The sequence below is a fragment of the Colidextribacter sp. OB.20 genome (assembly GCF_009911595.1).
Taxonomy (GTDB): domain Bacteria; phylum Bacillota; class Clostridia; order Oscillospirales; family Oscillospiraceae; genus Lawsonibacter.
This window is the reverse complement of sequence record NZ_QWKG01000044.1, coordinates 1-24,733: the sequence shown is the minus strand read 5'-3', so window position 1 is coordinate 24,733 and position 24,733 is coordinate 1. Positions and strand designations below refer to the sequence as shown.

The window sequence follows — 24,733 nt, the reverse complement described above, 5'->3', positions numbered from 1 at the left end:
CAGGCCGCACACCCTCTATCGCTTATGTCTCATATCACGCAGCCGCCAGCGCCATCTTGTAGGCCCGGTCGATCATGGGATTGCCCTCGACAGTCCGCAGGAACAGGTTCTCATTATAGTTCTTGGTCTTGCGGATGGGATCAGCGTGAGTGGCGAAGTCACTGATAGCATTGACAAAGCGGTATCCATTCCTGCCCACGTTGGAGAGGTCAGGAGCTTCCCAATACCGGGCCTTCATGTTGTCCAGCATCCGCAGATTATTCTTGCGCTGAACATCCGGCAGATCGAGCGTGACGGGGAAGAACTCCTGCATGAACTCCATGACTTTCTTGTCAGTGAGCCTGATCTTGGATAGAGCATCGATGCCACGGCCCAGCTCGCCCATGTACTTCTCGGCAAGGCCCAAGGTTTCCTCGGCCTCATGGACACGGAGCATGACATTCTCGGTGTGCTTGGTGGTCCAGATGCGCTTTGCGCTGTCCAGAGCAAGGTTAAGAGTGTTCTGACACACAACTCGAATCGGGGTCATAGCAACCTTGATTCCAGAACTGCCATCATGGGAGTTCATCACCACCAAGTAGGGAGCGATCTCGTCCCCGGCGATGATGTAGCGGTGGGGCATACGGGCCAGCATCCAGACCTTGCGGCCCCCCTGCAAGGCCCCGGCAGTCTCATAGGTCACGCCAGCACCCAGCAGGTCATCGGTGAACTGGAAAGCGTCCTCGTTCTGCACCACTTTGTAGCGGTCAGAGACGATACCCAGGGCGGCGTTGTCGGTGCTGCGGGTGTTCACCTTGTAGCCAGGGATCAGGGAGCCGTCCTCAGTGTAGACATTCTTCTGCTCCACGAGCCAATCCAGGCCGGCGTAGATCAGAGCATCGGCGGAGGTCGGGGCCTCCTGAACTTCTGTACCCAAGCCATGCCAGGGCTTCTCTCGGACGTAGAACATGGTTTCAACATTAGCGGGCATAATCGTTCCTCCTAAATTGATTTAGATTTTCAAACCGGCGCAGAGAAAGAGGGCCTCCCACATGGGAAGCCCTCTATTCCAGGTGCGTATCAGGGTCGAACTTCTCAGGTTCCCCCTTTCCATCAGAATTTTGTACCGCAGTCAGCAGCACAGAAAGGGCCAGCAGAATCGCTTTCAGAATCTTTTTCTTGGACAATATGAACCACCTCGTTTTCTTTTTGATACCTGGAGAATATATTGCTGAAACAGGGTGTGATGCGATACTTCAAACATAAATCTCTCCCATTGTGTCCAAACACAGACAGCCCAACCGTCCATTGGGAAACACACAGCCACAGTCGATGTCGATAGCGTTCTCATTGCGATAAATCTTCACCGGGCCGCTTCCCTTCCCATCGGTAAGAAGCTGAACGGGAGTATGCCCGAATACAACATACCTGTCCGCATAATAGGTGGTATCGGGATTCGGGCGGCACCACAGGATTTCATCGGCGGCATAATCCTCCAATGGACGCTCAGGAGAGAAGTTGTCCAAGCCTCCATGAAGCAGCAGAAACCTCTTACCATTGACTTCGATCTCCTTGTAGAGCGGCATTGCCAGCAGATAGCTCCAAATTACCTTTTTCTGCTCAGAATCCAGTTGAAGGAAGTCAAATAGGGATATATCGCCACCATTGCAGAACCATAGTTTCAAAGCCTTTTTCCCGTCACCCTCTGAGGTCAGTTTGCCGCCAAGCAGGTATGAGATCGCATCAACAGACATTGCTTCGTGGTTCCCCATGAGGTTTACCACATTGGGCCGCTGGGCCATATCCAGCAGAATTTGAAAGCCATCAGGCCCACGGTCAATCACATCACCCAGGACATAGAGGGTGTCGTTCTTCCCGAAGCAGAGGACTTTTAATAATTCTCGGTATTTATCATAGCAGCCGTGAATGTCAGATACGACGCAGATCATCGCTTCCCCCCTTTCCGCAAACGTAAGGAATCTCTGCTGGAAACGTTCATAGGTTTGGTAACGGTTCTCTCTACACTGGGGACAGGGATTGGCTGTTGTCTGCACCAGACCCAGCTTGTACGGACACTTAGGACAGGGAGCCTTGATTTTACGAATCAACTTCACCCGTACCGCCTCCTGTAGAATGGGAATTGACACTCGCAGATAATACTTGTTGTGCGATGGCGTTTACATCCGGCAACACCCCGCTGTTGAGCCTTGCTGCCTGGGCGAGATCATTGAACTCCATAAGCAGCTCATGGGTGGACGCTGCCAGACCGTGTGCAGCTCTTTTGAGGTTATCCAAGGCCTCTTTTGCGGACTGTGGTTGTTTTGCGCTGGGTGGCCCGATCAGTGTACTCCTGGCCTTGGGCGGAGTTCCGCTTCGGAAGGCCAGCGCCATGCTGTGCTTATTGAGGGTGAATACCAGCTCTGTGACTTTTTTCTTCATGATGAAATATTCCTTTCTCTATTTTGTAGAAATAGCAATAGAGGGAGCGACTATAGCCGCTCCCTCTATTAGTGCTTATTTTAGATACCGTCTGTATACCGATAGATTTGAATGGAATCTGCTACGCTGTTAGAATCGGGAAATTCTATGCGCAGAATTGTTCCGCCTCCGCCATAAACGTATTGCATGAAATAGTAATCCCGAAAGTCTCCGGATTCATCGTAGTAATTATCTTCATAGGCAGCTTCGCCTAACAATTCAACAAGCTCCGTCCGGGTTTTACTTAATGTGGTTCCGTTAATTTCCACACCATCAGGAGCCACCCTAACAGATGATATTGAGCCTGAGTAGACCTCAAAAGCAATAGCGTCAGTATATCCGAAAAATTCTGTGCCGCCGTATAACAGCTCGCCTGTTACAGGAGTGCCATAGTCAGGCTGGCCTAAAATGTCATATATCGTATCAGGAGAGTATTCTAGCCAGTCTGTGAGTGAAATACCCCTAAAGGTCAAATCATTGGCTGTCATTCCTTCTGGTGATGTGGAAGGGGTGCCGTTTCCACTTGTGCCTTCACCAGCTCTGATGATGTAGGAGATCACGGCCTCACCAGCACCATCATTGATATTGAGAACCAAAGATTTGTCCGATTTTATTATGCTGGTTGGGACCATGAATACAAGTGCTCCATCTGTGGGGGCCGTTAATGGATTGATGTCTGCCACATCACCTATGGTAGTATAGTGTTCAAATTCATATGTTCCATCGAAAACGAGTGTATTCCAGGCTGTGAGCAGGCTTCCTTTTTCTGTACCAATGTTGCGCACCGTAACGTCGGCCCACAGGAAAACATTGCCCTCATCAGGATAAATATAGCCTCCCAGCAATGTGTTCTCAAGTTTGTCTGTAAACGTAGCATAGTTCAGGGTCACTTCAATATTTCCATACTCGTTATCGTAGGACTGTGCTTCGCCAATCGTTATCTTGTCCGATATGAAGTCAGGATTACCTTGGGAATCCAATCCCTTTGAAGAAGACTCACCACTGGATGCTGGATCACCATAGATGGCTTCAAGCAACCCCCAGAAGACAAGGGGGCTTTGTGGAGTACCATCTACTTCACAGGCGTTATAATGGAACATTTCACTTTTTTCATCTACAATAAACTGTATGACAAGCTCTACCTCTTCATCATTATAAAGTGCTTCGCCTGTAACATTGACGAATCTCACATTATCATCTGACAGTCCAGATTCCCATTTCGGATTGTCCAGAAACCCGCCAAACGCCTCGCCCACAGTCATTTGAGGATATGCTTCAAAAGTACCATCTCTGACTATTTGTACATACTTATCCCCTGTCCTGCCGGATGATAATGTAGAAGCCATAATTATCACCAACAGAATTACGGCAGATACCAATTCTATTATCTTGGAGAAGCCTAATGGTTTTGTTCCAAGAGCTGACAATATGATGCCACTTGCTACTCCAACACAAGGAATGATCGGACTAATCGGTAGGTTCCCAAAAGACATCAAACCCAACAATATCAGCGAACCCCACATGAGAATACGGCCAATATTTGCGATCTTATGCACTCCACTGTTTGATTTGGGAATATTACCAGCAGAAGGGGATTGGGTATCCTCTGTAATTGTTGGCGCTGGGTCCGTTGTGCTGGCCTGTTGAGATTCAGCAATAGGCTCCCGGGTATCCATAGGGTGTTGCGAAGTATCCGCATACACGGCCTTTGTACCGCATTTGTGACAGAAAGCCGCACCTTTGGCTATCTGCGCTCCACACTTGTGACAAAACATATGTATCTCCTCTCTGAATATATCGGCTTAACGCCTTTAATAACTCATTCGCTTATACAGTCCATTTTATCATAGCTCATTCGCCTATACAATACCAATATCACATTTTAGGCGAGGTCATAGGAATGGACTATAAATTGTTAGGTCAGAGAATCCGCACCGCTCGAATGTCGGCCGGACTATCCCAGGAACAGTTAGCGGAAATGGTAGGACTAACCAGCCAGCACATATCCCATACGGAGGTTGCTTCTACAAAGATCAGCCTGCCGGCACTTGTCAAAATCGCCAACGCTTTGCATACCAGCGTGGATAGATTGCTCTCCGACAGCATACAGGATTCAAAATCACACCTGATGGCAGATATTCAAACGGTCTTTGCCGACTGTGATCCTGATGAAATGTACGTTATGCTGGAAGCTGCCAACGCTGTAAAGAAATCAATCCGGGTTCGGAAGTTGAAGCGTATAGAATAGGACTGCTTGCCAGCGGTCCTATTCTTCGTCCTCTGCGTTCTCCTGACGGCGTTTGCTCAACAGTCGCTCGATTACCCTTGCGGAGTATCCCCCCGCTCTGGCAATCTTGGCACGTTCCCGCCTGTCTGCCGCTTTCTCCGCAAGGTCGGCAATAAACTCCGGGCGGTACAGCCGCATGGGACAATCAATCTTGTCGCCTCGGAAGTGAGTATACAGCTTGAGCATGGCATCCCGTCCGATTAACTCAAAAAGCTCTAAATATGTATCACTCAACGCCTCGGCCTCGTTGCCGTCTACCTGGAAAATTTCATAAACAATCTCGTCATTTATGTGGTCAAAATCAATCGCAGTCAAACAAATCCCCCCTCAAATCGAAGTATAGCATCATAGAGCGGCATAAATCCAGAGGCGTTAGTGGCCTCATTTTATGCGTGATTGGTAACTTGCGCTTTTAGCTATACAAAGTGCGTACATTTTGTGCTAAACACATCTGCACACATTTTATGCTATTGGGTGAGCGGGCAACTGGCGTTCTGATACTTCTGGCATATCCTTTTGCAACTGTCATTCTCATACCTCCATCACACAGTAATGCCCCCTGTGCCGCTAAAGGCACAGGGGGTGCTAATGTCAAGGTAAGAATATATAGTTACAAGTGTTTGCCATGCGCTCAACAGGCAGGCTATCCTTATCTGTTCTTCTGTTCTTTTGCTTTTTATCATAATCGTCTTGACTTTTTTGATTCTATTTATTAGGATATATATAAAAGCGAAAGAAGAACAAAAGAAGTCAGGGGTATTTTTGTATATTGGCTCTCTGCTACTTTGTGGATTCTGACGCCGCTACACTTGATTGAACAGGAGAGGTTTGCTTATGGGTGGACTTTATGATGCCGGTCATATCGAACAGGAACGCAGAAGGTTGAATCAGACTATTCAGCAACGGCATGAGTTGCTTTGCAATTTTTTGAAAGACCTTTCAGATGAAGAAATTGAAGACCTATCTCAATATGTGCTTAATTTCCTGAGATGCCATAATAGCGGAGAACTTTCGAAAAAACCGACATTGGAAAAAACAAAGGCGTTTCTACTGCTGTTTAGCGAAGCGGCGGCAGATGATGATGCAAATAGAATATTGTCCTACTTGGAATCACGGGAGTTTGGATGGCACAATGATGAATACTATTTGAGCAACTCATGCCTTCTGCGATGTCTTCATTCGCCCGAAGGGCATTGCAAAAAATCGGCAAAGCTGGATTATCCAGAGTTAGCAGAAAATGTCCTCAGTGATATATGGGGCATCTTTTTCGATGAAGAAAACGAGATTAGTCCAATTACCCTGTTTTTATTCAGCTATTGCCTTGCTTCACTGTTTAGCTCCATACTGAATCGAGATGGTATTTCCCCTCCGTTCATTTTACAGATAGCGTGTGACCGCGCTTCTGCATTATATCAGCTTATAATAGATATTATCGAAATATGTGATGTGAATTCTGGCTTGCACAAGGACTGCAACAAGAACGAGTATGATTATAGATGCTGTGGGTACAAAAGCCAGATTTATTATCCTACACAATCTGCGGCAAAGGATATTGATGAGTTGATTCATAATTATACCGACAGTCCGGTTTTGGTTCTTGGGTATGAGAATGAGCGGTATTATAATGCGTTGCTTAGGGAAGTTGTCAATATTCCCACGAAAAAAAGAGCCCTTGATTTGAAGGATAGATTTAATGTGCTTCCAGTGTTTGTTTGCCCGATGATAAAGGAAAACTTTGATAATGTTTTTAATATTGATTTATCCGATTTTGACATAGACGGAGAGTATCTCAGGCTGATAAGAGATAACAAACAAATGCTGGCATCGTGGGTTCTGGATCTTGTTATGGAAATGGATAAGCATACAATTCGCCCAATAAGAAAAGGAACCGTAAGGCTATCGTCCAATACAAGGAGCGTGCTTTTACATGACATTGGCCTTTACATGAACCAAACGAGCCAACGGTATCCAGCACTGACAGTGAAAAACTCACAGAATATAGGATTCCTAAACTTCTTTTTCAAAAAGTACTTAGGAGTTTTCCTGCGATTGTGTACTTTTGATGCCGCTGAAAAGATCGAATATGTTCAGAAAAATGGAAAACCTTTGCAGCAGAGCAAAAACGAAGCAATAAATTGGCTATCAGACCTATCCGAAAAAAATTTAGCTCAGCTTCACCGCCGTTACCTTCCTACGCCTATAGGTTCAGCTATCAAAAATAAAGATGCGGTACGGCTGGCAAAGCAAATCGAAAAGCACTTCAGAGCCTTGAAAGTGCATATCCGCGTAGTTCCGACTGATACAAAAGAAGATCGGTATATCTTCAATGTAGACACACTTTATGAAACGAAAATTGCTGAAATTAGTAAAAATGCCGATACTGTCCAGAGGCGTTTGAAAGAATATGAATACTTTAGAACTGATTTAAGTGATAGAACGAAAATAAGGCTCATCGTTGCCAAGAAATCTTTACAGGATAATAGCCTGATAGAAATACTAAGGAGCGAAAAGTTTTCCGAAAGCAAAATGATAATCCCCTATGCTATAGGCTACGATGATACAGGGGAAATGTGTGTAGAGGATTTGAAAGAATTTCCACATCTGTTATTGGGCGGGGCAACCAATTCAGGAAAGAGTGTTGCCATGATAAGTCTGCTGACAAGCATAGCATACAGGCATCGGACTGGTGATGTGAACGTATTGATCTTGGACTTGCTGGGAGTTGAAGAATCCGACTTCAATTTGTTTGACGATCAACCGTTTTTGTCTTCCACAGTCATTACCGATCCGATTGCCGGAGCAAATGCAATCCTATCACTGTATGAGGAAAGTAAACGTAGAGCAAAGAATAAAAATTTGGATGAACTGCCCTATATTGTTTGCGTTATTGACGAATTTCCCAGGCTATTTTCGAATACACAGAATAAGGAATACAACAATCATATTGAAAACGCAATATCAGATTTGCTCAGTACTGGCAGGCACCAGAAAATACATTTCGTGCTGGCAGCTCAGAACCCTGTTAAAGAGTACATGAAAAAATCAAATATTGCAAATATTACTAATAGAATAGCCTTAAAGTGCGCCCACTATCAAAATTCAAACGCTATATTAGGAAGGTCTGGCGCTGAAAAACTAATAGGACAGGGTCAAATGATCTTCGATTCCAGACTGGAGCTTGACAAGCGATTGCAAGGATCATATATAGGAAAAAGCGATGCGAGAAAACTCCTTGGAGAAATAAGAAAAACCTTTGTGCAGCATAATAAATATCCTTTTCGCCTTGGAGAGTTGAAGCCAAACCACTTTTCTATAGAATCAGATAGCGAAAGCAGTATGCTTATGCCAAAAACACGCTTTCGTTCAGAAGACGATAATTTATTGGAATCAATTTTATGGATACTGCCTCAGAAGCAGATTGCCAATTATAAGCTCCAAAAACATCTTCATATTGGTAACAATGTAGCGGTTAGGCTGCTAGAACGATTGGAAAAGTTGGCTTTAATTCACAGACTCAATGGCAATTTAGGATGGGAAGTATTGCCTAAATGCTTTGAGGATCTTCCTGACCAAGTAATTGATTTTTTGAAAAGAAAAGGGGTCAATGAAACAAGTATAAGAGATGCTTTTGGTGCATAGTGCAAAGCCGACTGACCAACGTTATGACAAAGAGCCACGCCCCCAGGCATGGCCCTTTGCTTTTTCTCAACTAAAAATGACTATCGGAACATTGACATCCACTGCCAGCTATGTTACGATAAAACAAATGAGTGGACAGTCCTGCTTCAGCTTGGCAGGGGCTTGGATTGTCAAGTAGGAGAAAGTTACGGCACGAGTTCTGCTTGCGTCAGATAAGGTGCTATAAAGTTAGGAGGTAGCTGGCTAACTAGCTGAAGGTTAGCACAATGTGGTCATGCCAAGAGTATGATGCAAATTTGATTTTGTTCAATGCCGCGTAATGTGACGGCGAAACCATTCGCCTCCACTTCGTAGCGGTGGATGTGAATGGTTCTTCCTCTTGGAGTGAGGACAGTGACCGAACGTAAGACCGCTATAGCCTTCGCCGCAAAGGACGATATGAAAGCATCCATCGAAACGAAGGCTTCAAATGGTATTGTTGTACGGATACATATTCCTGAAAGTGTTCCCGAAAATACCCGCCGCCAAAAAATCAATCGGATTTATGATATTTTGAATCCTGCAATTTCCCGTTGATATATTTCAATTTGGGCTGATTTATGCTATACTGTTAATGGATAGCATTTATCGGCCCAAATTTTATGGAGGCAGATACATGAAGAAAATAACGGCAATTTATGTGCGCCGGTCGGTGAGTGATAGGGACAAAGATAACAATTCTCTTTCTATCGACAGTCAAAAAGCGGACTGCGTCAAATCTTTAGGAGAGGGGGAAGAATACCGCATTTACTGTGATGATGGCAAGAGCGGCAAGGACATTGAACACAGGCCAGCATTTCAGCAGATGATGGCCGATGCCAGGGAGGGACTGATTGAGCGTATTATCGTAAAGAAGTATGATCGTTTCAGCCGCAACATGAGGGAATATCTCAATGTGACCGATCTGCTCGACAGCTACGGCGTCAGCGTGGTTTCTCTTACGGAGCCGTTTAACACGGCCACGAAAGAGGGCCGCATGATGCGGAATACCCTGCTGAATTTTGCGGAGTTTGAGAGGGAGACGATAGCGGGGCGTGTCGCAGATGCCTATAGCACCCGTTCGCTGGAAACGGGATTCTATCAGGGGGGCAAATTTTACTACGGCTATATGCCGGAGCGCAGGACGGTCAATGGGAAGAACGGTTCAGTTCTGGTTCCCTCTGACAAGGCTGATGTGGTCAGGATGGCCTACCAGCTTTACAAAGACCCGGAAATCTCGTTAGCCGACGTTCTCGCTCATTTTCGCAATAATGGCATTGAGGTCAACAGAACAACAAAGACCAACATGGATAGGAGCCACTTCTCGCGGCTCTTAGCCAGTCCTCTGTATGTCCGGGCTGATAAAGATGTGTACCAATATTTCATTTCAAAGGGCTATGAAGTGGTTGACGATATAGCGGCCTATGATGGTATCCACGGGTGTTTCCGGCATAAACGGTCTGACGGTTCCGAGTACATCAAGGTTGGCTACCACGAGGGGTTAGTGGATGCTGAAACGTGGCTTGCAGTGCAGGATAAGAAGTCCCACAATAAACGTATTCCCAATAACAGCGGAGCGAAAAACTCATGGCTGGTGGGCCTTGCCAAGTGCGGTCATTGTCACTATGCGCTGTCACTCATGTATAGCTGGAACGCTGCTAAGACCAAACAATGGCGGTACTTTGGGGACCATGGGGCATACAGAGCAAACGGCTGTGTAAAGAAGCGGCTGAAAACCCGGCCTGATGAAGTGGAGCAGATCGTCTTTAAGGCCATGAAGGAACGGTTGGAAGCCCTTGTAATCGCTAAAACTGAACAGCAAAAGCCAGACGCAGAAACGGAGAATATCAAGGCTGAGATTATCCGGGCCGATGATGAAATTCGCAAGCTGATGGACAAGCTGGCAGATGCGGACAGCGTACTTTTCGGGTACATCCAAGACCGGGTAAACGTTCTTCACTCTCAGAAGTCCGAGTTGGAAGAAAAGCTCCGCTCCAAGACCAGAAAGCACAAGGATATCGACACCGCTCCGCTGGCTGACCCTATGGCTCGTTGGGATTCTCTGACCGTTGAGGAAAAGCACGTTCTGGCTGTCACCATGATTGATGTTGTGTACATTTCGGACGAGTACGGGGTTGATATTCAGTTCAGTATTTAAGCGTAGATAAGGTGTATCAATAGGCGTTCCTGTGGCGAAAATAACGCCCCGGCCATCGGTCAGCTCGTCCAGATAGCGGCACTTCATATAGAGGTCGCTGGACTTCTGTGCTTCGGTCTGACTGATACCGCCTACGTTCCGCATTTTAGAAAACGCGGCGAGATTCTTGTAATAATGGGCTTCGTCAATGAAAATGCGGTCAACGCCCAATTCCTCAAACGTGACCACATCATCTTTGCGGCTCTGATCGTTCAGTTGGTCCAGTTTTTCTTTGATGTCTTTCCTGGTTTTCTCCAGCTGCTTGATAGAGAAACGCTCTCCGTTTTGCGCTTTCAGTTCTGAGATGCCGCCAATGACTTCATCCAACTGCCGCTCCAGCGTAAGCCGCTGGCGCTCCACGCTCATGGGTATCTTCTCAAACTGGCTGTGTCCAATGATGACAGCATCATAGTCGCCGGTGGCGATCCGGCTGCAAAACCGCTTGCGGTTCTTGGTTTCAAAGTCTTTCCTGGTCGCCACCAGGATATTGGCGGAGGGGTAGAGCTGCAAATACTCCGCCGCCCACTGCTCCGTCAGATGGTTGGGGACAACGAACAGGCTCTTTTGACACAGGCCCAGCCGCTTGCTCTCCTGCGCCGCCGCCACCATCTCCCACGTTTTCCCGGCCCCCACCACATGGCCTAACAGGGTGTTGCCGCCGTAGAGGATGCGGGCGATGGCGTTCAACTGATGGGGTCGCAGGGTGATTTCCGGGTTCATGCCCGCAAAGTTGATATGGCTCCCATCGTACTCACGGGGACGCAGATTGTTGAATTTCTCATTGTAGAGCGTTGTCAGCCGTTCTCTCCGGGTCGGGTCTTTCCATATCCAGTCCTGGAACGCCTGCTTGATAAGCTCCTGCTTGCCCTGGGCGATGGCGGTTTCTTTCTTGTTCAGGACAGCGACTTTCTTCCCGTCCCTGTCCTGAACATAGTCAAAAATCCGCACATCCCGCAGGTTCAGGGTGTCCTCGATGATCTTGTAGGCATTGACGCGGGTGGTGCCGTAGGTGCTGTCAGCCTTGACGTTCACCCGGTCAACACTTTTCCCCTCCACGTTCCAGGCCCCCGTGTATTGGGAAAAATGGAGATGAATTTTTTCCTGACAATTATCGGACGTGTCCAGCAGTTCAAAAACAAACTGCTCCACCACATCCGGGGGGAGCCAGGTGGAACCCAGGCGCACAGAAATATCACTGGCGTTCAGGTCTACCGGCTGCACCTGTTCCAGTGCCTCCACATTGGCGGCATAGTCCTCCGGGTACAGCTCGGCGCTCCGCCTTGCCCATTCCAGCTTTTCCCGCACGTTGCCGGAGAGGTATTCATCGGCGGTGAGATACTTTGCCTGCGTGTTGCCGCCGTACCCGTGCATGGGGTTCAGGAAGATCACACCAGCCAGCTCGGTAAATACCTCCTGTTCAGTTTTGCCGGTCAGCTCTACCATAAAGGCCATATCTACTTTTGCTTTTTCAGCCAGTGATACGGCCAGGGCCTCGGATGCGGTATCCACGCTGGTGATAACGGTTTTCTGCCTAATGGTGCGCTTGGTGAACATATCCGCCTTGCGGACAAAGTTCCGCTCGTCATCCAGCACCTCCAGGGAGGACAGCAGAAAGTAGGCGCTGTCCATTCGGAACGCTATGCTGTTGGCGCGGGAGTTGATACGCCCATACTTCTCCACATAGGCGTCATAGAGGGCGTTCAATTTGCGCTGTTGGGCTTGAATATCTTCGGCGGGCCAGTCCTCGGTCTGATACTCAATGAGCGTCCGCACACAGTCCCGTATGCGGATCAGCCCCTTGATGCGGTTCGCCGCCGTCACCGACACCTCCACCGGGTTCATCCGGCTGTTTTCCCGGTAGTAGATTTCGCCGTCCACTACGGTATAGCTGAAATTCCGCACATTCGGGTCGGCGGGGATGGATCTGTCCTCGTCCTCCGTCTCTGGGTCGTCCAGCACATACTCGGTGATGGTGCCTTGGATATTCTGGATGGCGGCGGTGAGCTGTTCGCCCAGGTCTTGCTCCTCGCGGGGCAGGCAGGCGGTTTCCGGCCCGTGGGGGCCGCTGACCTCACGCATTTCACCCATCACCATGTCCGGGTGGTCAATGAAATACTGATTCATTTTCAGCCCGTTTTCATCGGTGTTCAGGTGTACCCAGGCCGGTTCCTCGCTGGAAAGAGCGTCCCGCTTCTGCAAAAACAAGATGTCGCTGGTTACTTCTGTGCCAGCGGCGTCCTTGAACGTATTATTAGGCAGGCGGATGGCTCCCAGCAGATCGGCCCGCTGCGCGATATACTTTCGGACGCTGGGGTTCTCCTTGTCCATCGTGCCCTTGCTGGTGACAAAGGCGATGATGCCGCCCGGTCTGACTTTATCCAGCGTTCGGGCAAAGAAATAATCGTGAATGAGAAAGTTGTGTTTGTCGTACCGTTTGTCAGATACCTTGAACGCCCCAAACGGCACGTTGCCGATGGCGGCGTCAAAAAAGCTGTCCGGGAGGTCTGTTTTCTCAAACCCCTGGACAGCGATGGAAGATTTTTGATAGAGCTGTTGGGCAATACGTCCGCTGATACTGTCCAGCTCTATGCCGTAGATTTTGGAGTCGGCCAGATCATCCGGGCGCATACCGATAAAGTTGCCAATGCCGCAGGACGGCTCCAGCAGATTCCCGGCCTTGAAGCCCATGTTCTCCAATGCCTGATAGATGGAGCGGATAACCACGGGCGGGGTATAAAATGCGGTGAGGGTGGATTCTGCGGCAGCTTCATATTCATCCTCGGTGAGTAAGGCTTTCAGTTCGGCGTACTTACTGTGGCGCTCGTCAAAGCAATCGGACAGACCGCCCCAGCCCACATACTGCGCCAATACCGCCTGTTCCTCCGGGGTTGCGAACCGTTCCTCACGTTCCAGCTTTTTCAGCAGGCGGATGGCCCGGACATTGTTGTTGAACCGTGTCCCCGGCGTTCCCACGCCGATGGCGTCATCGGTGATGTGGTACTCATGCCGGTCTGCGGTGGGGACTTTGGGGTGAAGGACAAAGGGGGATACTCTGGGCTTGCGCCGGGGTGTGGGCGGGACCTGGGCTGGCCCCGCACTATCATGGCCGTGCCCATCCGCTAAACTTTTGGTGCCCTTTTCAACCGTCCCAGCCGTGTTTTCCTTTTCAGCCGGTGTGCGGCTCATCCGCGCTTCATAGCGGTCAATGTCTTGCTCAGTCAGCCATTCAGGTTTTTCCGGCAGGGCCGCGTACAACTCCCGCATTTTGGAGATCTGCGCTTCCACACTTCCGGCCCATAGGTGTTTTTCGGAAAACTGTCCGGCCCCCAGGTAATACTCACAGTCAGAACGCAGACGGTCTAATAGCTGGTAGTCAGGCTCCGTTGGAGTGTTGCCCCCTGCTTTTTCAGCCGGTTCCAAAACCTTTTCTGCTTTTGGCCGGTGGGCGTACAGTGCTTTTTCAGCTTCTTCAAACGTATCAAAGCCGCCCGCTGTCGCATGGGAAAAATCACGCTGTTCATCATAGCCATAATGGTTATAAAACTTGCCGTTAGGGAATTTGGAGATAACGATACGCTCCTGGTCGAATAGATACTCCGCCATCTTCTCCGTGTCCCTGTCCTGGGAAGCGGGAGGGGCCGGTTCCTGCGGTTCCGGCTCCTGCTTGGCTCGTTCTACCGCCAGCCAATCAGCGGCCTCCTTGTCCGCCGCGTCCTTCCTGACTTGCTTCAGATAATCCTCGGCCTGCCATTCGCTGCTAAATTCCTCCTGTACGCCCTCGCCGTCCACATATATCCCGCCCTGAATATCATCCCATACGGCGTAGCCCTTTTCCGTTTCGATGATGGAAAAGCGTTCATCGGGTGTGAGTGCATCGGCGGCGATCTGCTCCACGTCGGCCATGACCTGCTGAATAAAGGGATTTGCGTCCAGCTTCTCCGGGTCAACCACATGGCCGTCCACGATGCCGTTCTCCGCGAGGGCGGCACGGATGGCGGCGGGGTCAATGTCGGAAAAATCATCGTCTTTTTGCTGGGGCTGGCGTTTTTTGTACTGAGCCTCCACATAGTCGATCAGATTATCAACACTCAAATTAGTGAGGTATTCCGTCAGATCGTCCATGTCATGACATTGGAGGGACAGCATCACTTCACCGTCCGCCTGACAGATCAAGCGATAGTCGATGAGGTCAGCGGTCACGACAATGTGATGTTTCCCGTCACGGGTGGTTCTGTGGCTGAACGTGACGTTGTGCAGGTCGGAAAAGTCCACCGGCTTTTCAAAGTCATCCGTATAAAAATGCCGAATGATGCGTTTCGCTTTCTCAACGGGCGGCGCGGGCATAAGGGAGATTTTACGCTGAGTTTCTTCCAGAGCCGCTACTGTCACGTCATAGCCTTGGGCGGTCAGCTGTGCCGCGTTGTCCTCCAACGCATGAGCGGGGAAACCGCACATGGGCAAACGGCCATATTCGGGGATATTGCGGAGCGTCAAAGTCAGGTCAAGCTCCAGCGCCGCAGTTTTCGCGTCCTCGCCGTAGAGTTCAAAAAAGTCCCCTACCTGATAGAGTACAAGGCTGTCATGATAACGCTCCTTGATGGAATTATAGGCGTCCCAAAACCTGCCGCTGACAGGCTCCGGCTGCGGGGTGGAGATATTAAGGGGTCCCTCCGCCTCCTTGCGGATGGCCTCCCGCAAAGCGGGGACGATCTTGCGGTATTTGTCGTACTGTTCGAGAAAATCCAGCACACCGCCGTCGCCGTCCCCAATGTCCTGCCGCTCGGTGAATATCTGTCCATTCGGCATGACAAGGGTGAATTTGACTTTATCGTAACCTAAAAAGTTTTTATATTCCGGGTCGTTGGCGTCGTACCATTTTTGCCACGTTCCGTATTTCGCCATAGCAGCCGTTTTTCCAGCGACATATTCATCGTCCGCCTGCTTCATCAGCCGGTCAAACTCTTGGAGAGAGTAGGCCGTCTTATCCTGAAAGACAATGCTCTCGCTCCACTCGCAGAAGATATAGGGAAGCTCATGGGGCAGGTAGGCCGGTTCACTGGCCTCGGTGGAAGGAACGGCGGGTTCCCGCACCAACGGCGGAGCAGAGAACACGGGAGCGTTCTGAGTGGCGGAGATGCTCATGGTGGAGGTGGCGGCAATTTCTTCGATACGCGCCCGCACATCCTCCGGCAAACCGTCCTCATAATAGGTCACGGTTCGGTCGGGGGAGATATGGGCGATGGTCTTATAGTCACCGTCCCGCAGTTCCAGCCGGTTCCACACCGTCACGCCGTTGCCCATGTGCCCATAGCCCAGATCATAACCGGGGGTGTCAGGCTCCGCAGATTCGGAGGCGGGTGCTGCATCCTCCGCCTCCTGAAGCAGACCATCATTCAACGGGTTCTCGGCCAGCAGGCGGTCAAACTCGGTGCGGGGCAGTTCCTTGTTGATGATGGGAAACGCCGGGTCAAAGAGCCGGACAGTCTGCTCGTCATAGGCCAGCAGCTCATACCTCTGCGTCCCCAGGTAGACCGTGGCCCCCATAGTCAGCCGGTACTCCTTCGGCGTGGCCGGGGCCGGGTTCAGCTCGTCATGCTCCGGCTCCGGCGCTGCGGCCAGAGGGCCGGGAACACTCTCCTGACGTTGATGCTCCTGGTATTTTTCCTTTTCAGCCGGTGACAGGTAGCGGCCCGCCTCCACGAGCTGCCCAATGCGTTTCGCAGCCCTTTTCCACGTCAGCCTGATCTCGGCCTCTGGCCTGGACAGATCACCGATGGAGATTTTCACACCACTACGGTCAAACCATGCGCGTATCTTCCTGTCTGTGGTAACAGTAAAATAAGTGGTCGATTTGTATTCGTCTTTGAGGAAAGATGCGTTTTCGGCGGAGCTATGAGCCGTTTCAAACTGCTCAAAAATGCGGGATTTTCCATCGGCTATGCCGCTGCCATGCAAGAGAACAGCGTCAATATCCTCCTGGGAGATAGCAAAAGCGGAGGACTGTTCATCCTCCGCCGCTTGGATAGCCGCTTTCTGTTCTTCCTCGGTGGGAAGTGTGTCGCTTATACGTCGGTGTAGATCAGCTCCGCCAGCGCCACTTCCTCCGCCGCCGCCTGGATGCTGTTCATCAGGCCCACCCACTTCATCTGATCGGACGCTTTCAGTTCCTCCGTCACGCCCTGTTCCCGCGCCATTCGCGCCGTCAGCCGCTCCACCATCTCGGTGGCCTGCCGGTCGATCTTCTCCAGATGGGCGTCCAGCCTGCCGCTGAGAAGCATCCCCGTGTAGTAGCCGTTCCTGTGGCTTTTGAGATAACTGCGCCGCAGCATCCCATATTTTCCTACCTTCGGGGCCTCCGGCACGTCCAGGTTGGGCAGGCGGTAGCCGTTCTCCATTCGGTACGTCAGTTCCATGTTCAACGCTCCTTTCAAGCTGCGATTTTCTTTGTGGCTGTGTTCTGTTATGATTATACCGGCTTGCGGGCGGTCCGGCAAATGTGCGATTTTGCTTTTGTTCCTCCCGGTACAGATTCAGCACCGTGCTGGCAATCTCCCGCAGGGGCATCTCGGCAATATCGCTGACCGCACCCCCCAGGATGGACAGAGTTTCCGGGGTATTGAAGTCGTAGATATGGGCAAAATCCTCGCCGCTGAAGAACTCCTGGGGGTCAATGCCGCACCGGGTCAGCATGACATAGGCCACGCTGCTCTCCAACAGGCCCTTAAACCAGCTCTCCGTACTGAGGTCGTCCAGTTCCTCCAGCAGACTGCCCTCCTTGACGCCCCGCAGCTCGGCGCAGTAGTCGCTGAAGTTGTCCTCCACGATGACCTTTGCCGTCTGCATCAGGCACTCGGCAAAGTCGGACTTGTCGGAGAACTCCCCGTAGCTGTTCTCCAATGCCTCCACCACCGCGCCTTCGTACTGCGGCTTCATCTGCCAGATGGGGATGGTGCGCCCCGCACGGCTGTTGGTGTCGGACATATCAAAGACGTGCCGCAGCTTATAGCCCCGGTCGGTGTCCACCAGCAGGGCGATCCCCGTGGTGCCCCGGTTCACCCACCGGCCATGCTTGTTCCAGAAGTCGGTCTGAGCGCAGGCGGTGGCGTCTGGCTTTTGGGCAAAAATCAAGAGCTGGTCGCGGAAATTGTACTTGAAGTTGTGGGCGGCGGTGGTCAGGAACGCCATATAGTTCCCACTATTGGCGGAAATTTGTTGGGCGGTCTGCGCCGCAAGCTGGACAATGGGTTCAGGCTTCCTCGCCATGATCTATCCCTCCTTTTCATCATAAGATTTCAGCAGCCCCTTTGTGGCGGCGGCGATCCTGGAGATGCGCCCGGTGAGCTGGGTGACGGTGGCCCTGATCTCAGACTGCCGCGCCGCGTAGAAGTAGCCGGTGGCGTCGCTGCAAATGGGGTGGCCGTCACAGCGCAGGCGGTTGACGGCCCGCCGCAGCTCCGTCCCCTTGACGTGGAACGCGGCCTCCAGCTCCTTGCTGGAGGCCGCGCTTTCCTGTCCTCGGCGGTATCGTTTCAGGTATTCGCACAGGGCCTTGTCGATGGGTGCGCCCTTCACGGGGCACCACCTTTGCACAGCTCCGCGCTGTACTCCTTTTCCACCTCAATAGCCCCGATACAGGCGTAGAGAAGTTGCCAGACCATCTCTGCGGCCTCGCTCTCATACATCTGGATGCTGGCGTACTGCTCACCGCCTTTGCCGGGATAGAGCCGGGTGAACCGCATACGCTTGTCCATCAGGTCTTTGGCGTTATTGCGGGTCAGCACATCCTCGGCGGCGGCATTGCGCTCCAGAACGGACATCATCAGGTCGAACATGGAGGGGTGTACCTTCAATTTGACATTCGGTAATCGTGCCATAATGCGCTCTACCTTTCCACGGACACAGCCTGCCGCCCACGCTGGGGGAAGTCCCAGCCGTAAACCTTTCCAATCTCGTCCCCTAATCTGCGGGTGATCCGGGTAATATCGGCGCGTGTCGCTGTGCCGTAATACAATTTTTCTTTCAGTAGGTCGATTTGAGAGTCCCGTACTCCGGGCTTATAGGTGCGGTACAGCAAATGATTTGTGCCGTCATGGTGGATGGCGTCGCAGCGCAGGTCGCCCAGCCTGTCAACGTACCAGGTGGAATAGTCAATGTCCCGGTCACTGTAAAGGCAGTCCCGGATGTTGCCGCTGGCGATCTCCTTATAGCCCATGTGCCGCCCCGTCCAGAGGCCCAGGTCGGCAATAATCAAGATGGGCTGGTCAAGCTGGATGTTCAGGTTCACACGCTCATCGTCCAGATAGCCGCCGTTCATCTCATACATCAGCATCATGCGCTCGTCCTCGGTCAGCTCCGGGTACTCAGCTTCCAGTTCAGCCCGCCAGTCCTCATAATCCACGTCATAGTCGCTCCAGATAAGATGCTTCTGTTCCGTCACCGGGCATCACCTCTGTCCCGGTTTCTGGCCTTGATGGGCTGGCCCTGCTCGTCGTAGTTCTTCGGGTCGGCGGCGGGGGTGGCCCAGCCCCGCATAGCCCCGGCCAGCATCGCCGCCACCTGTGCCTTGCTTACACCCAGTTCTCCGTTCAGCTCGTCAACGAGCTTCTGGCTGGTGCGGCCCTTTGTCACATAGGACGCGGAGCGGTAGCCGTCAAAACCCCGCTCAAACATCACGATGGCCCGCTTCTCCTGCGTCTTGCCGTAGCATACCGCTGGCAGGGAGCTTCTGAGGGGGATCACAGAATTGCCGTTGCGCTCCATCATCTCGGCAAACTGGCAGATATGGTAGAGGTTGTCCCAGCCGGTGCCCACCTCCACATGGCACTCGTCGATATACCGGCATACCCGGTCAAGCTGCCTCCCATCAGGGCACCTGATCCGCACACTGTCGCCGTCCGCAACTCTGAATTTTTCCTCATAGTGCGGGGTAATGAAACGGATGCCCTTTTCAGCCTGTTTCATGTGGCTGTCCAGCCAGTCCCGGCGGTAGCAGTAGATGAACAGGTTTTCCTCCCCCTTGTAGGGTTGCAGCCGTATCAGGTAGGCATACTGCGCCGTGTCCGCCCGGAAGCCGAACGCAAAGCCGTCGTTAAAGCCGCTCTCCGGGTGCCCCTGGCAGAAGTCCCGCATGGCGTCCCGGCTTTTCAAAAAGCCGCCGTACTGCCCGTCGCCCACCAGGGCGTTCAGGACACTTTCAAGCTCCTGGTGAAATTCCTCGGTGTCCATGTCCCCTCGGTGGCTCTGCCACTTTGTAAAAAAGCCCTTGCCGTCCTCTCCCATGTCGGCCCGCAGATGGCCGATGCTCCCGGTCTGCCCTCCGATCTGCGTACTCTGGCGGGTGGTATAAAGCCGCTCCGCTGGGGTAGCGGTATGAAACGTCAATTCCATCAAAGTCACACTCCTTTCACTTGCTCAAAAAAAGACCACCATTTATCCTCCCGCACCTGAAAAGCGTCACCTAATTGGATGGTGTCGGGGAAGTTTGTTTGGGTGGTCTTGATGGCGTATTTGTCGATCTCGGTGGCGTAGTAGCGGAGAACGGTGGCCCCCAGCTTGTTAAGGGCCAGGTGGCCGCAGCTCATGCCGTCATACATGGACAGCACTTCCAGCGGTTCCACGGTGATGCCGGGGCAGTAGGAGAGGATGTGGGCAATCACGTCCACCGTCCAGCCGTTGCCCAACATCTTGTAAGCCTGGGTGTTGCTGACCGGGAACACAAAGCCCTCCGGCACCGTTTGGAGCCGCATACACTCCAGCACTGTCAGCTTGCGGATGATATAGCAGCCGTCTATCAGCTTGATGGGGTACTGTTGGCCCTTTATCGTGATCTGGCCGTCCCGAACTTCGTAGATGGGCCTGTCCAGCGTCCCGCAATACTGATAATACTGGCAGGAGGTGGTCAGGCAGTTCGCCTTTTCCCGCATGGCACGGCCCCTGCGGGTCTTGCTGTTGGGCATGGTCAGGTCAACACACTCACCGGGGAGGATGTCGGCATACCCTTTGGCGGTGGCCTCCGCTACCCGCAGGGCAGGACAGTCGGTGGGGGTGGTATAAAGCCCGGTTTTCGCCCCGGCCCCGCCGCCGTTCCCACACAGGGTCTTGCTCTTGCCGTCCGCTGAATATACCCGGTGCCCCTGACCCTCGGAGCCGGTGCCGCTCTCTATGGTGCCCACCCGGATGGGGAACATGGGGACGTGTCCGCCGCCCATGCCCGCCGATGCTGTCAGGCAGGGGACTTTCCCACTCACATCGAACACACCCCAGCGGGTATGCTGGCCGTAAAGACCGCCCAGCCGGTTTACACTGACCGCTTCGGCCACACAGGTCTTGCGGTCTATGGTGTTGCCCACCATATTGCGGATGCCGTCTTTGTAGTAGGTGGCCCGCAGGCATTGGGCTTTCCCGTCGGCGGTGACGTTCACCGGCTCTATTGCCATAGGTGCGGGGAAGTGCCCGCCGTCCAGGGCGTTCACGGCGCTGGCCCTGCTGTAATTTGCTTTCAGCGTGTAGCCCTTTTCATGGAGCGGCAGACCGCTCTCCAGAACATCCAACAGGATAAGGCCCTGATCCTCCGGCAGTTCCACGCCGGGGATGTTCGTCCAGTAGAGCCGCTGACGGCTTTGGGCGGACACAAGGGCGGAGTTTATCAAAATGGGTTCCACGCCCAGCTCCGCCGTGATCTGTGCCCGTATCGCCGGGGCCATGCTCTTGTTGTTCTCGTATAAATAGAAGTCCGGCCCGTACCGCTCTCTGGCGATCAGGTAGTTGCGAAACAGCTCCCAGCCCAAGCCCTCCGGCTGTGTTTCTCGGTTCCGTGTCTGTGCTATGCTCCAATGGGTGCAGGGGGAGCCGCCCAGCAGAAGTTTCATCGGCTGTCACGCCCCTGTTCCAAGGCTCGCTCCCGCTGAATGACCGACAAATGCTCTTTTGCCCACTGTGGCAGACACTCCGGCCTGACCTCACCCAAAACGTCCCTGCGCTCCCACCGGCCATCCCTGCGGCCTGTGAACACATTGACGCCATAGACTGAGGTGCCGCGAGAGTAGCCCCGCGCTCCGCTGCCATTCGTCACAAGAATAAGCTGGCAGTCTGCCCGCTGGTACTCATAGCGGAGAGAAGTTGGTTTGACCGCCACCACCTTGCCGGTGATGTCGTCGCTGTCATTCAGCGGAAAACAGTGTTCACGGCCCAGCAGCTCCAGCGGGATATGGAGGGTCTTGCGCTGGGCCTGCAAAGCCGCCACCTGTCCTTTCAGCCTGTCGGCATACAACTCCATAATCTCCAGATAGTCGTCGCTGGCCATCGCCTCGGCGTAATATTCACGCATTCCGTCCTGTGTGCAGAAACAGCACATGAACTCCTGCTCCGGGCTGACGCCCACCACCACCTCACGCGCTCCTATCTGGAGTGCATGGATGATCTCAAAATTTTCTATCATCCGCTTTTCGTTCTGCATAGTGTCACCTCTCCCGGTCATCACGCGGCCTGCGCTTCTTCTGGCGGGCCTTTTCCTGCTGCTCTTTTGCGTAATCCGCCAGGGATTTGGCAGGCTTACCGTCAAAGGAAATCAAGATGTTTTGCGGCGGAACGCCCCGCAGCATATCGGACAACTCCTTGTCCATGTTTTTTTCTTTACCCATGATTATCGCTCCCCTCTATCAGAAAAGTCGATTTGCCTGTCCTCGTTGGCAAATCGACCTTCTAACTGTTCCACTGTCCAATTTTTTGTAAATTGCCCCAGGGGGTTGTGTCCAAACTGCGCGATGGCCCGCTTGTCCATCTCCCGGAGCCGCGCCCACAATTCAGGATGGTGGGTACGCAGCTTTTTTAGCTCCCCGATTCGTTGGAGGGGGCAGCACCAGCAGGAACAGCGGTTGTATATCCGATACAGTCCGCCCCAATCAAAGCCCCGGTTATAGCTGATCCGCAAAGCCTCGGCTTCGGTGATACCCCAATCCACCAGGGGATATTGTTCGTCCTTGATACGCTTCGGCTCATCGGCGGCGATCCCCACATAGTGCAGGGCGTTCCGCTCTTTTTTCAGCCGGTTTACCTCTTTTTGAATGAGGTGGGTTTTTAACTGGCCCGTACACCAGCGAACACGGACACCGGGCCAGCCGTTTCCATAGAGGGATACCCCCAGCCGTTGACGGTTCTCAATGCTGGACTGTTTTACCTTCGGTTCCTCAAACATGAGCCATTCAAAGCCTTTGGGGTGCCGCAGGGTGGTGATGTGGATGCCGCGCTCCCGGTAGAGCAGGTCGTCCAGCTTCTCCATGTGTTCATACATCTCCGGGAACTCCATGCCTGTGTCGGCGGTCAGTACCACGTCGATGGGCATATCCCGTTCGATCATCAGCAGGAGCATGGCCGTACTGTCCTTACCCCCTGAGAGGGAAACGGCGTGATAGCTGCCCTCTATGGGGTTCTTGCTGTCAGCACCCATGCTCCCGCCCCCTCTCTCGGTTAGGCGGTTCCTCGTAGAGTTGCAAACGATACCTGATGTTCAATGCCGGTTCCTCCTTGTCCAAAAATTTACACCGCCCTGTGTCCAGCGGACAAAGAGCGGTGTATGTATGGAGGAATACTTTATTTTCAGGCCATCAGCCTTGTCAGAAGCTCATTCACCGGGGAGGCGTCCCGGCCCTGAGTGGTCAGCTTGTTTCGCCAGTCCAGCAGGTACTTCCGCACAAGCCGGTATTCTCCGTCAGTCAGTTGGAGATAAACTTTCTTTTCCCGTTTGAACATTTGAAACAGCTCCTTTCACCACCATAGTACAGAAAAAAACAAGCGGTTTCAAATGTGCGAATGGGTATGTAAGTGGCCCGCTGTGCGGGCCACGGGGATGGTGCTTAATAGCCTGTGGTGGGCAGGCGCTTGGGGGGAGCGTAGACCTTCGTCACCCAGCGGGTGGTAGCCATGATCCACTGTCCGTTGTAGACGCCGCCCACGTCCGCCTGATTGACGAACTGACTGCCGCCCTTGGCCCAGGACACAACGGTGCAGTCAATTTTGGGGGCTTCTACCTGCCGGAAGTTGGCGGGCACGACGCCGAACACGAATATCACTTCCGTGACATACTCGTTGGACGCCAGCCGCAGGGCCACGGGGGACGCCTCCAGCACATAGTTCTGCTGGGTGTTCAGGCTGTCCGCCAGCACACGGTAGTCAGCCCCGGAGAGATTGGTCTTGTAGACGATCTTGTAGCTGCCAGCGGCATTGTAGGTGCCGGTGGTGATCTTCGCCAGCCGTACCGCCTCCACGGGCAGGGTATCGCGCCAATAGAAGGACGTGAGCGCCGTGGTGGAGTTGTTGCCGATGCCGCTGAACGTGTAGCGGATGTTCTGACCGGGCATGACCTCGGCATAGCCGGTTTTCTGAATTGCCACATTGGTGTAAAGGCTCTTGTTGGTCATAGCCGCTTTGACGATCTGCCCAGCGTGTTCGATCTCCACGTCGATGGGGGTCTTGTCCAGGGCGTAGAAGTCCGCCGCCTGGGATTCCACCACCTTGTACCGGCCCAGAGGCAGGGGCTTGGACACGGCCACGCCGTTCTTGTCGGTGCGGATGGTGTCAACAAGGTTCCCCGTGCGGTAGTGGTAGACCTCAAACACGGTGCCGGGGATGGGGGTGCCAGCGGGCCAGCCGTTCATGCTGTTGTAGTCGGCGCTGGTCTTGGTGATCTGAATTTGCCCGGTGACGGCGGTGTTTTTCCAGGTGATAGTGGTACAGCCGCCGTACTCCACATAGATGGTCTTGGGCTGGGTGTCCAGGATATAGCCGTCCGCGCACTCGATCTCCCGGACGGTGTACTTGCCGTCCGCAAGCCCGCCGTCCACATAGACATACCCCTCGTTGTCGCTCTCATAGGTGCCCACGGGGTTGCCCTTGGCATCGGAAAGCAGGAACTTCACGCCGAAAATGCCCTTGCCGGTCACGCTGTCGATCTTGTGGATGATGGCGCTGCCGGTCTGCCGGTTGGTGATCTCCAGGGTGGCGGTGCCGCCGTCCTTCACCTCGATCTGATAGGGCTGGCTGTCCAACTGATAGCCCTTGGCCGCTTTCAGCTCCACCACCTGATACCAGCCCTTTTCCGCTTCGGGCAGATTGATAACGCCGTTTTTGTCGGTGGTGTA

22 protein-coding genes and 1 pseudogene are annotated in these 24,733 nt (G+C 52.6%); 5 read left to right on the top strand and 18 right to left on the bottom strand.

Translation table 11 applies throughout. The features are described 5' to 3' along the window. Window positions 1-34 precede the first annotated feature (34 nt). From D1641_RS11690 to D1641_RS11675, 5 genes are all read right to left on the bottom strand, one after another. Entirely contained in the window at window positions 35-970 is a 936-nt protein-coding gene (locus tag D1641_RS11690) for a DUF932 domain-containing protein (RefSeq protein ID WP_160665872.1), read from the bottom strand. 73 nt (window positions 971-1,043) lie between these two features. Then, entirely contained in the window at window positions 1,044-1,166 is a 123-nt protein-coding gene (locus tag D1641_RS19715; protein ID WP_279285685.1) for a hypothetical protein, read from the bottom strand. Window positions 1,167-1,235: 69 nt separating this feature from the next. Then, window positions 1,236-2,093 carry a metallophosphoesterase gene (locus D1641_RS11685; protein WP_160665870.1) on the bottom strand — a complete coding sequence of 286 codons (858 nt, stop codon included), beginning with the start codon at window positions 2,091-2,093 and terminating at the stop codon, window positions 1,236-1,238. Next, window positions 2,077-2,418, bottom strand: a complete 342-nt coding sequence (locus D1641_RS11680; RefSeq protein ID WP_160665868.1) for a hypothetical protein — start codon at window positions 2,416-2,418, stop codon at window positions 2,077-2,079. The genes D1641_RS11685 and D1641_RS11680 overlap by 17 nt, the downstream gene beginning before the upstream one ends. Window positions 2,419-2,498: 80 nt before the next feature. Continuing rightward, a complete protein-coding gene (locus D1641_RS11675; protein WP_160665866.1) occupies window positions 2,499-4,232 on the bottom strand; it encodes a zinc-ribbon domain-containing protein in 1,734 nt (577 codons plus the stop codon). 125 nt (window positions 4,233-4,357) lie between these two features. Between D1641_RS11675 and D1641_RS11670 the strand changes: the two genes are divergently transcribed. Further along, entirely contained in the window at window positions 4,358-4,705 is a 348-nt protein-coding gene (locus D1641_RS11670; protein ID WP_160665864.1) for a helix-turn-helix transcriptional regulator, read from the top strand. Between the two features lie 18 nt (window positions 4,706-4,723). Here D1641_RS11670 and D1641_RS11665 read toward each other — a convergent pair whose 3' ends face one another. After that, the gene (locus tag D1641_RS11665; protein WP_160665862.1) at window positions 4,724-5,059 is read right to left on the bottom strand and encodes a hypothetical protein; all 336 of its coding nucleotides are present in this window, start codon (window positions 5,057-5,059) and stop codon (window positions 4,724-4,726) included. A 519-nt stretch (window positions 5,060-5,578) separates the two neighbouring features. On the opposite strand from D1641_RS11665, the gene D1641_RS11660 reads away from it, so the two are divergent. The 3 genes and pseudogenes from D1641_RS11660 to D1641_RS19470 all read left to right on the top strand — a co-directional run. Further along, on the top strand, window positions 5,579-8,383 hold the full coding sequence (locus tag D1641_RS11660) for an FtsK/SpoIIIE domain-containing protein (protein WP_160665860.1): 2,805 nt from the start codon (window positions 5,579-5,581) through the stop codon (window positions 8,381-8,383). Between the two features lie 393 nt (window positions 8,384-8,776). Beyond that, window positions 8,777-8,959, top strand: coding sequence for a hypothetical protein (locus tag D1641_RS11655; RefSeq protein ID WP_160665859.1), 183 nt, complete (start codon window positions 8,777-8,779; stop codon window positions 8,957-8,959). Window positions 8,960-8,996: 37 nt separating this feature from the next. Continuing rightward, window positions 8,997-9,938 (top strand): annotated as a pseudogene (locus tag D1641_RS19470) (recombinase family protein); the annotation flags it as partial. A 96-nt stretch (window positions 9,939-10,034) separates the two neighbouring features. Here the strand turns inward: D1641_RS19470 and D1641_RS19465 are convergent. Beyond that, a complete protein-coding gene (locus D1641_RS19465; protein WP_160665855.1) occupies window positions 10,035-16,385 on the bottom strand; it encodes an LPD11 domain-containing protein in 6,351 nt (2,116 codons plus the stop codon). Window positions 16,386-16,490: 105 nt separating this feature from the next. Here D1641_RS19465 and D1641_RS11640 point away from each other — a divergent pair, with 105 nt between their 5' ends. Beyond that, window positions 16,491-16,676 carry a hypothetical protein gene (locus D1641_RS11640; RefSeq protein WP_160665853.1) on the top strand — a complete coding sequence of 62 codons (186 nt, stop codon included), beginning with the start codon at window positions 16,491-16,493 and terminating at the stop codon, window positions 16,674-16,676. On the opposite strand, the gene D1641_RS11635 is transcribed toward D1641_RS11640, so the two are convergent. From D1641_RS11635 to D1641_RS11590, 11 genes are all read right to left on the bottom strand, one after another. Beyond that, window positions 16,661-16,993 (bottom strand): TnpV protein, encoded by a 333-nt coding sequence (locus D1641_RS11635; protein WP_347707426.1) that lies wholly within the window; start codon window positions 16,991-16,993, stop codon window positions 16,661-16,663. The genes D1641_RS11640 and D1641_RS11635 overlap by 16 nt on opposite strands. Window positions 16,994-17,864: 871 nt before the next feature. Next, window positions 17,865-18,170 carry a hypothetical protein gene (locus D1641_RS11630; protein WP_347707425.1) on the bottom strand — a complete coding sequence of 102 codons (306 nt, stop codon included), beginning with the start codon at window positions 18,168-18,170 and terminating at the stop codon, window positions 17,865-17,867. Then, window positions 18,167-18,472, bottom strand: coding sequence for a hypothetical protein (locus D1641_RS11625; protein WP_160665851.1), 306 nt, complete (start codon window positions 18,470-18,472; stop codon window positions 18,167-18,169). Before D1641_RS11625 ends, D1641_RS11630 begins: the two co-directional genes overlap by 4 nt. 8 nt (window positions 18,473-18,480) lie before the next feature. Next, window positions 18,481-19,035, bottom strand: a complete 555-nt coding sequence (locus D1641_RS11620) for a hypothetical protein (RefSeq protein WP_160665849.1) — start codon at window positions 19,033-19,035, stop codon at window positions 18,481-18,483. After that, window positions 19,032-19,985, bottom strand: coding sequence for a hypothetical protein (locus D1641_RS11615; protein WP_160665847.1), 954 nt, complete (start codon window positions 19,983-19,985; stop codon window positions 19,032-19,034). The genes D1641_RS11620 and D1641_RS11615 overlap by 4 nt, the downstream gene beginning before the upstream one ends. A 5-nt stretch (window positions 19,986-19,990) precedes the next feature. Then, window positions 19,991-21,466 carry a DNA cytosine methyltransferase gene (locus tag D1641_RS11610; protein ID WP_160665845.1) on the bottom strand — a complete coding sequence of 492 codons (1,476 nt, stop codon included), beginning with the start codon at window positions 21,464-21,466 and terminating at the stop codon, window positions 19,991-19,993. Further along, window positions 21,463-22,053, bottom strand: coding sequence for a hypothetical protein (locus tag D1641_RS11605; RefSeq protein WP_160665843.1), 591 nt, complete (start codon window positions 22,051-22,053; stop codon window positions 21,463-21,465). Before D1641_RS11605 ends, D1641_RS11610 begins: the two co-directional genes overlap by 4 nt. 4 nt (window positions 22,054-22,057) lie before the next feature. Next, on the bottom strand, window positions 22,058-22,237 hold the full coding sequence (locus D1641_RS11600) for a hypothetical protein (protein WP_160665841.1): 180 nt from the start codon (window positions 22,235-22,237) through the stop codon (window positions 22,058-22,060). Window positions 22,238-22,239: 2 nt separating this feature from the next. Then, window positions 22,240-23,043, bottom strand: coding sequence for a phosphoadenosine phosphosulfate reductase family protein (locus tag D1641_RS11595; protein WP_160665840.1), 804 nt, complete (start codon window positions 23,041-23,043; stop codon window positions 22,240-22,242). 149 nt (window positions 23,044-23,192) lie between these two features. After that, a complete protein-coding gene (locus D1641_RS19170) occupies window positions 23,193-23,345 on the bottom strand; it encodes a hypothetical protein (protein ID WP_201757341.1) in 153 nt (50 codons plus the stop codon). A gap of 104 nt (window positions 23,346-23,449) precedes the next feature. Beyond that, window positions 23,450-24,733: SpaA isopeptide-forming pilin-related protein (locus D1641_RS11590; protein ID WP_279285684.1), on the bottom strand; the 1,284-nt coding region annotated here is incomplete at its 5' end.

What these genes read in the sequence shown, in the direction of transcription:
- D1641_RS11675 (WP_160665866.1), bottom strand. Translation starts at nt 4,232, where the DNA reads ATGTTTTGTCACAAGTGTGGAGCGCAGATAGCCAAAGGTGCGGCTTTC.
- D1641_RS11610 (WP_160665845.1), bottom strand. Translation starts at nt 21,466, where the DNA reads ATGAAACTTCTGCTGGGCGGCTCCCCCTGCACCCATTGGAGCATAGCA.
- D1641_RS11690 (WP_160665872.1), bottom strand. Translation starts at nt 970, where the DNA reads ATGCCCGCTAATGTTGAAACCATGTTCTACGTCCGAGAGAAGCCCTGG.
- D1641_RS11605 (WP_160665843.1), bottom strand. Translation starts at nt 22,053, where the DNA reads ATGCAGAACGAAAAGCGGATGATAGAAAATTTTGAGATCATCCATGCA.
- D1641_RS11660 (WP_160665860.1), top strand. Translation starts at nt 5,579, where the DNA reads ATGGGTGGACTTTATGATGCCGGTCATATCGAACAGGAACGCAGAAGG.
- D1641_RS11595 (WP_160665840.1), bottom strand. Translation starts at nt 23,043, where the DNA reads ATGGGTGCTGACAGCAAGAACCCCATAGAGGGCAGCTATCACGCCGTT.
- D1641_RS11640 (WP_160665853.1), top strand. Translation starts at nt 16,491, where the DNA reads ATGAGCCGTTTCAAACTGCTCAAAAATGCGGGATTTTCCATCGGCTAT.
- D1641_RS11600 (WP_160665841.1), bottom strand. Translation starts at nt 22,237, where the DNA reads ATGGGTAAAGAAAAAAACATGGACAAGGAGTTGTCCGATATGCTGCGG.
- D1641_RS11635 (WP_347707426.1), bottom strand. Translation starts at nt 16,993, where the DNA reads ATGGAGAACGGCTACCGCCTGCCCAACCTGGACGTGCCGGAGGCCCCG.
- D1641_RS11670 (WP_160665864.1), top strand. Translation starts at nt 4,358, where the DNA reads ATGGACTATAAATTGTTAGGTCAGAGAATCCGCACCGCTCGAATGTCG.
- D1641_RS19170 (WP_201757341.1), bottom strand. Translation starts at nt 23,345, where the DNA reads ATGTTCAAACGGGAAAAGAAAGTTTATCTCCAACTGACTGACGGAGAA.
- D1641_RS11615 (WP_160665847.1), bottom strand. Translation starts at nt 19,985, where the DNA reads ATGGAATTGACGTTTCATACCGCTACCCCAGCGGAGCGGCTTTATACC.
- D1641_RS11680 (WP_160665868.1), bottom strand. Translation starts at nt 2,418, where the DNA reads ATGAAGAAAAAAGTCACAGAGCTGGTATTCACCCTCAATAAGCACAGC.
- D1641_RS11625 (WP_160665851.1), bottom strand. Translation starts at nt 18,472, where the DNA reads ATGGCACGATTACCGAATGTCAAATTGAAGGTACACCCCTCCATGTTC.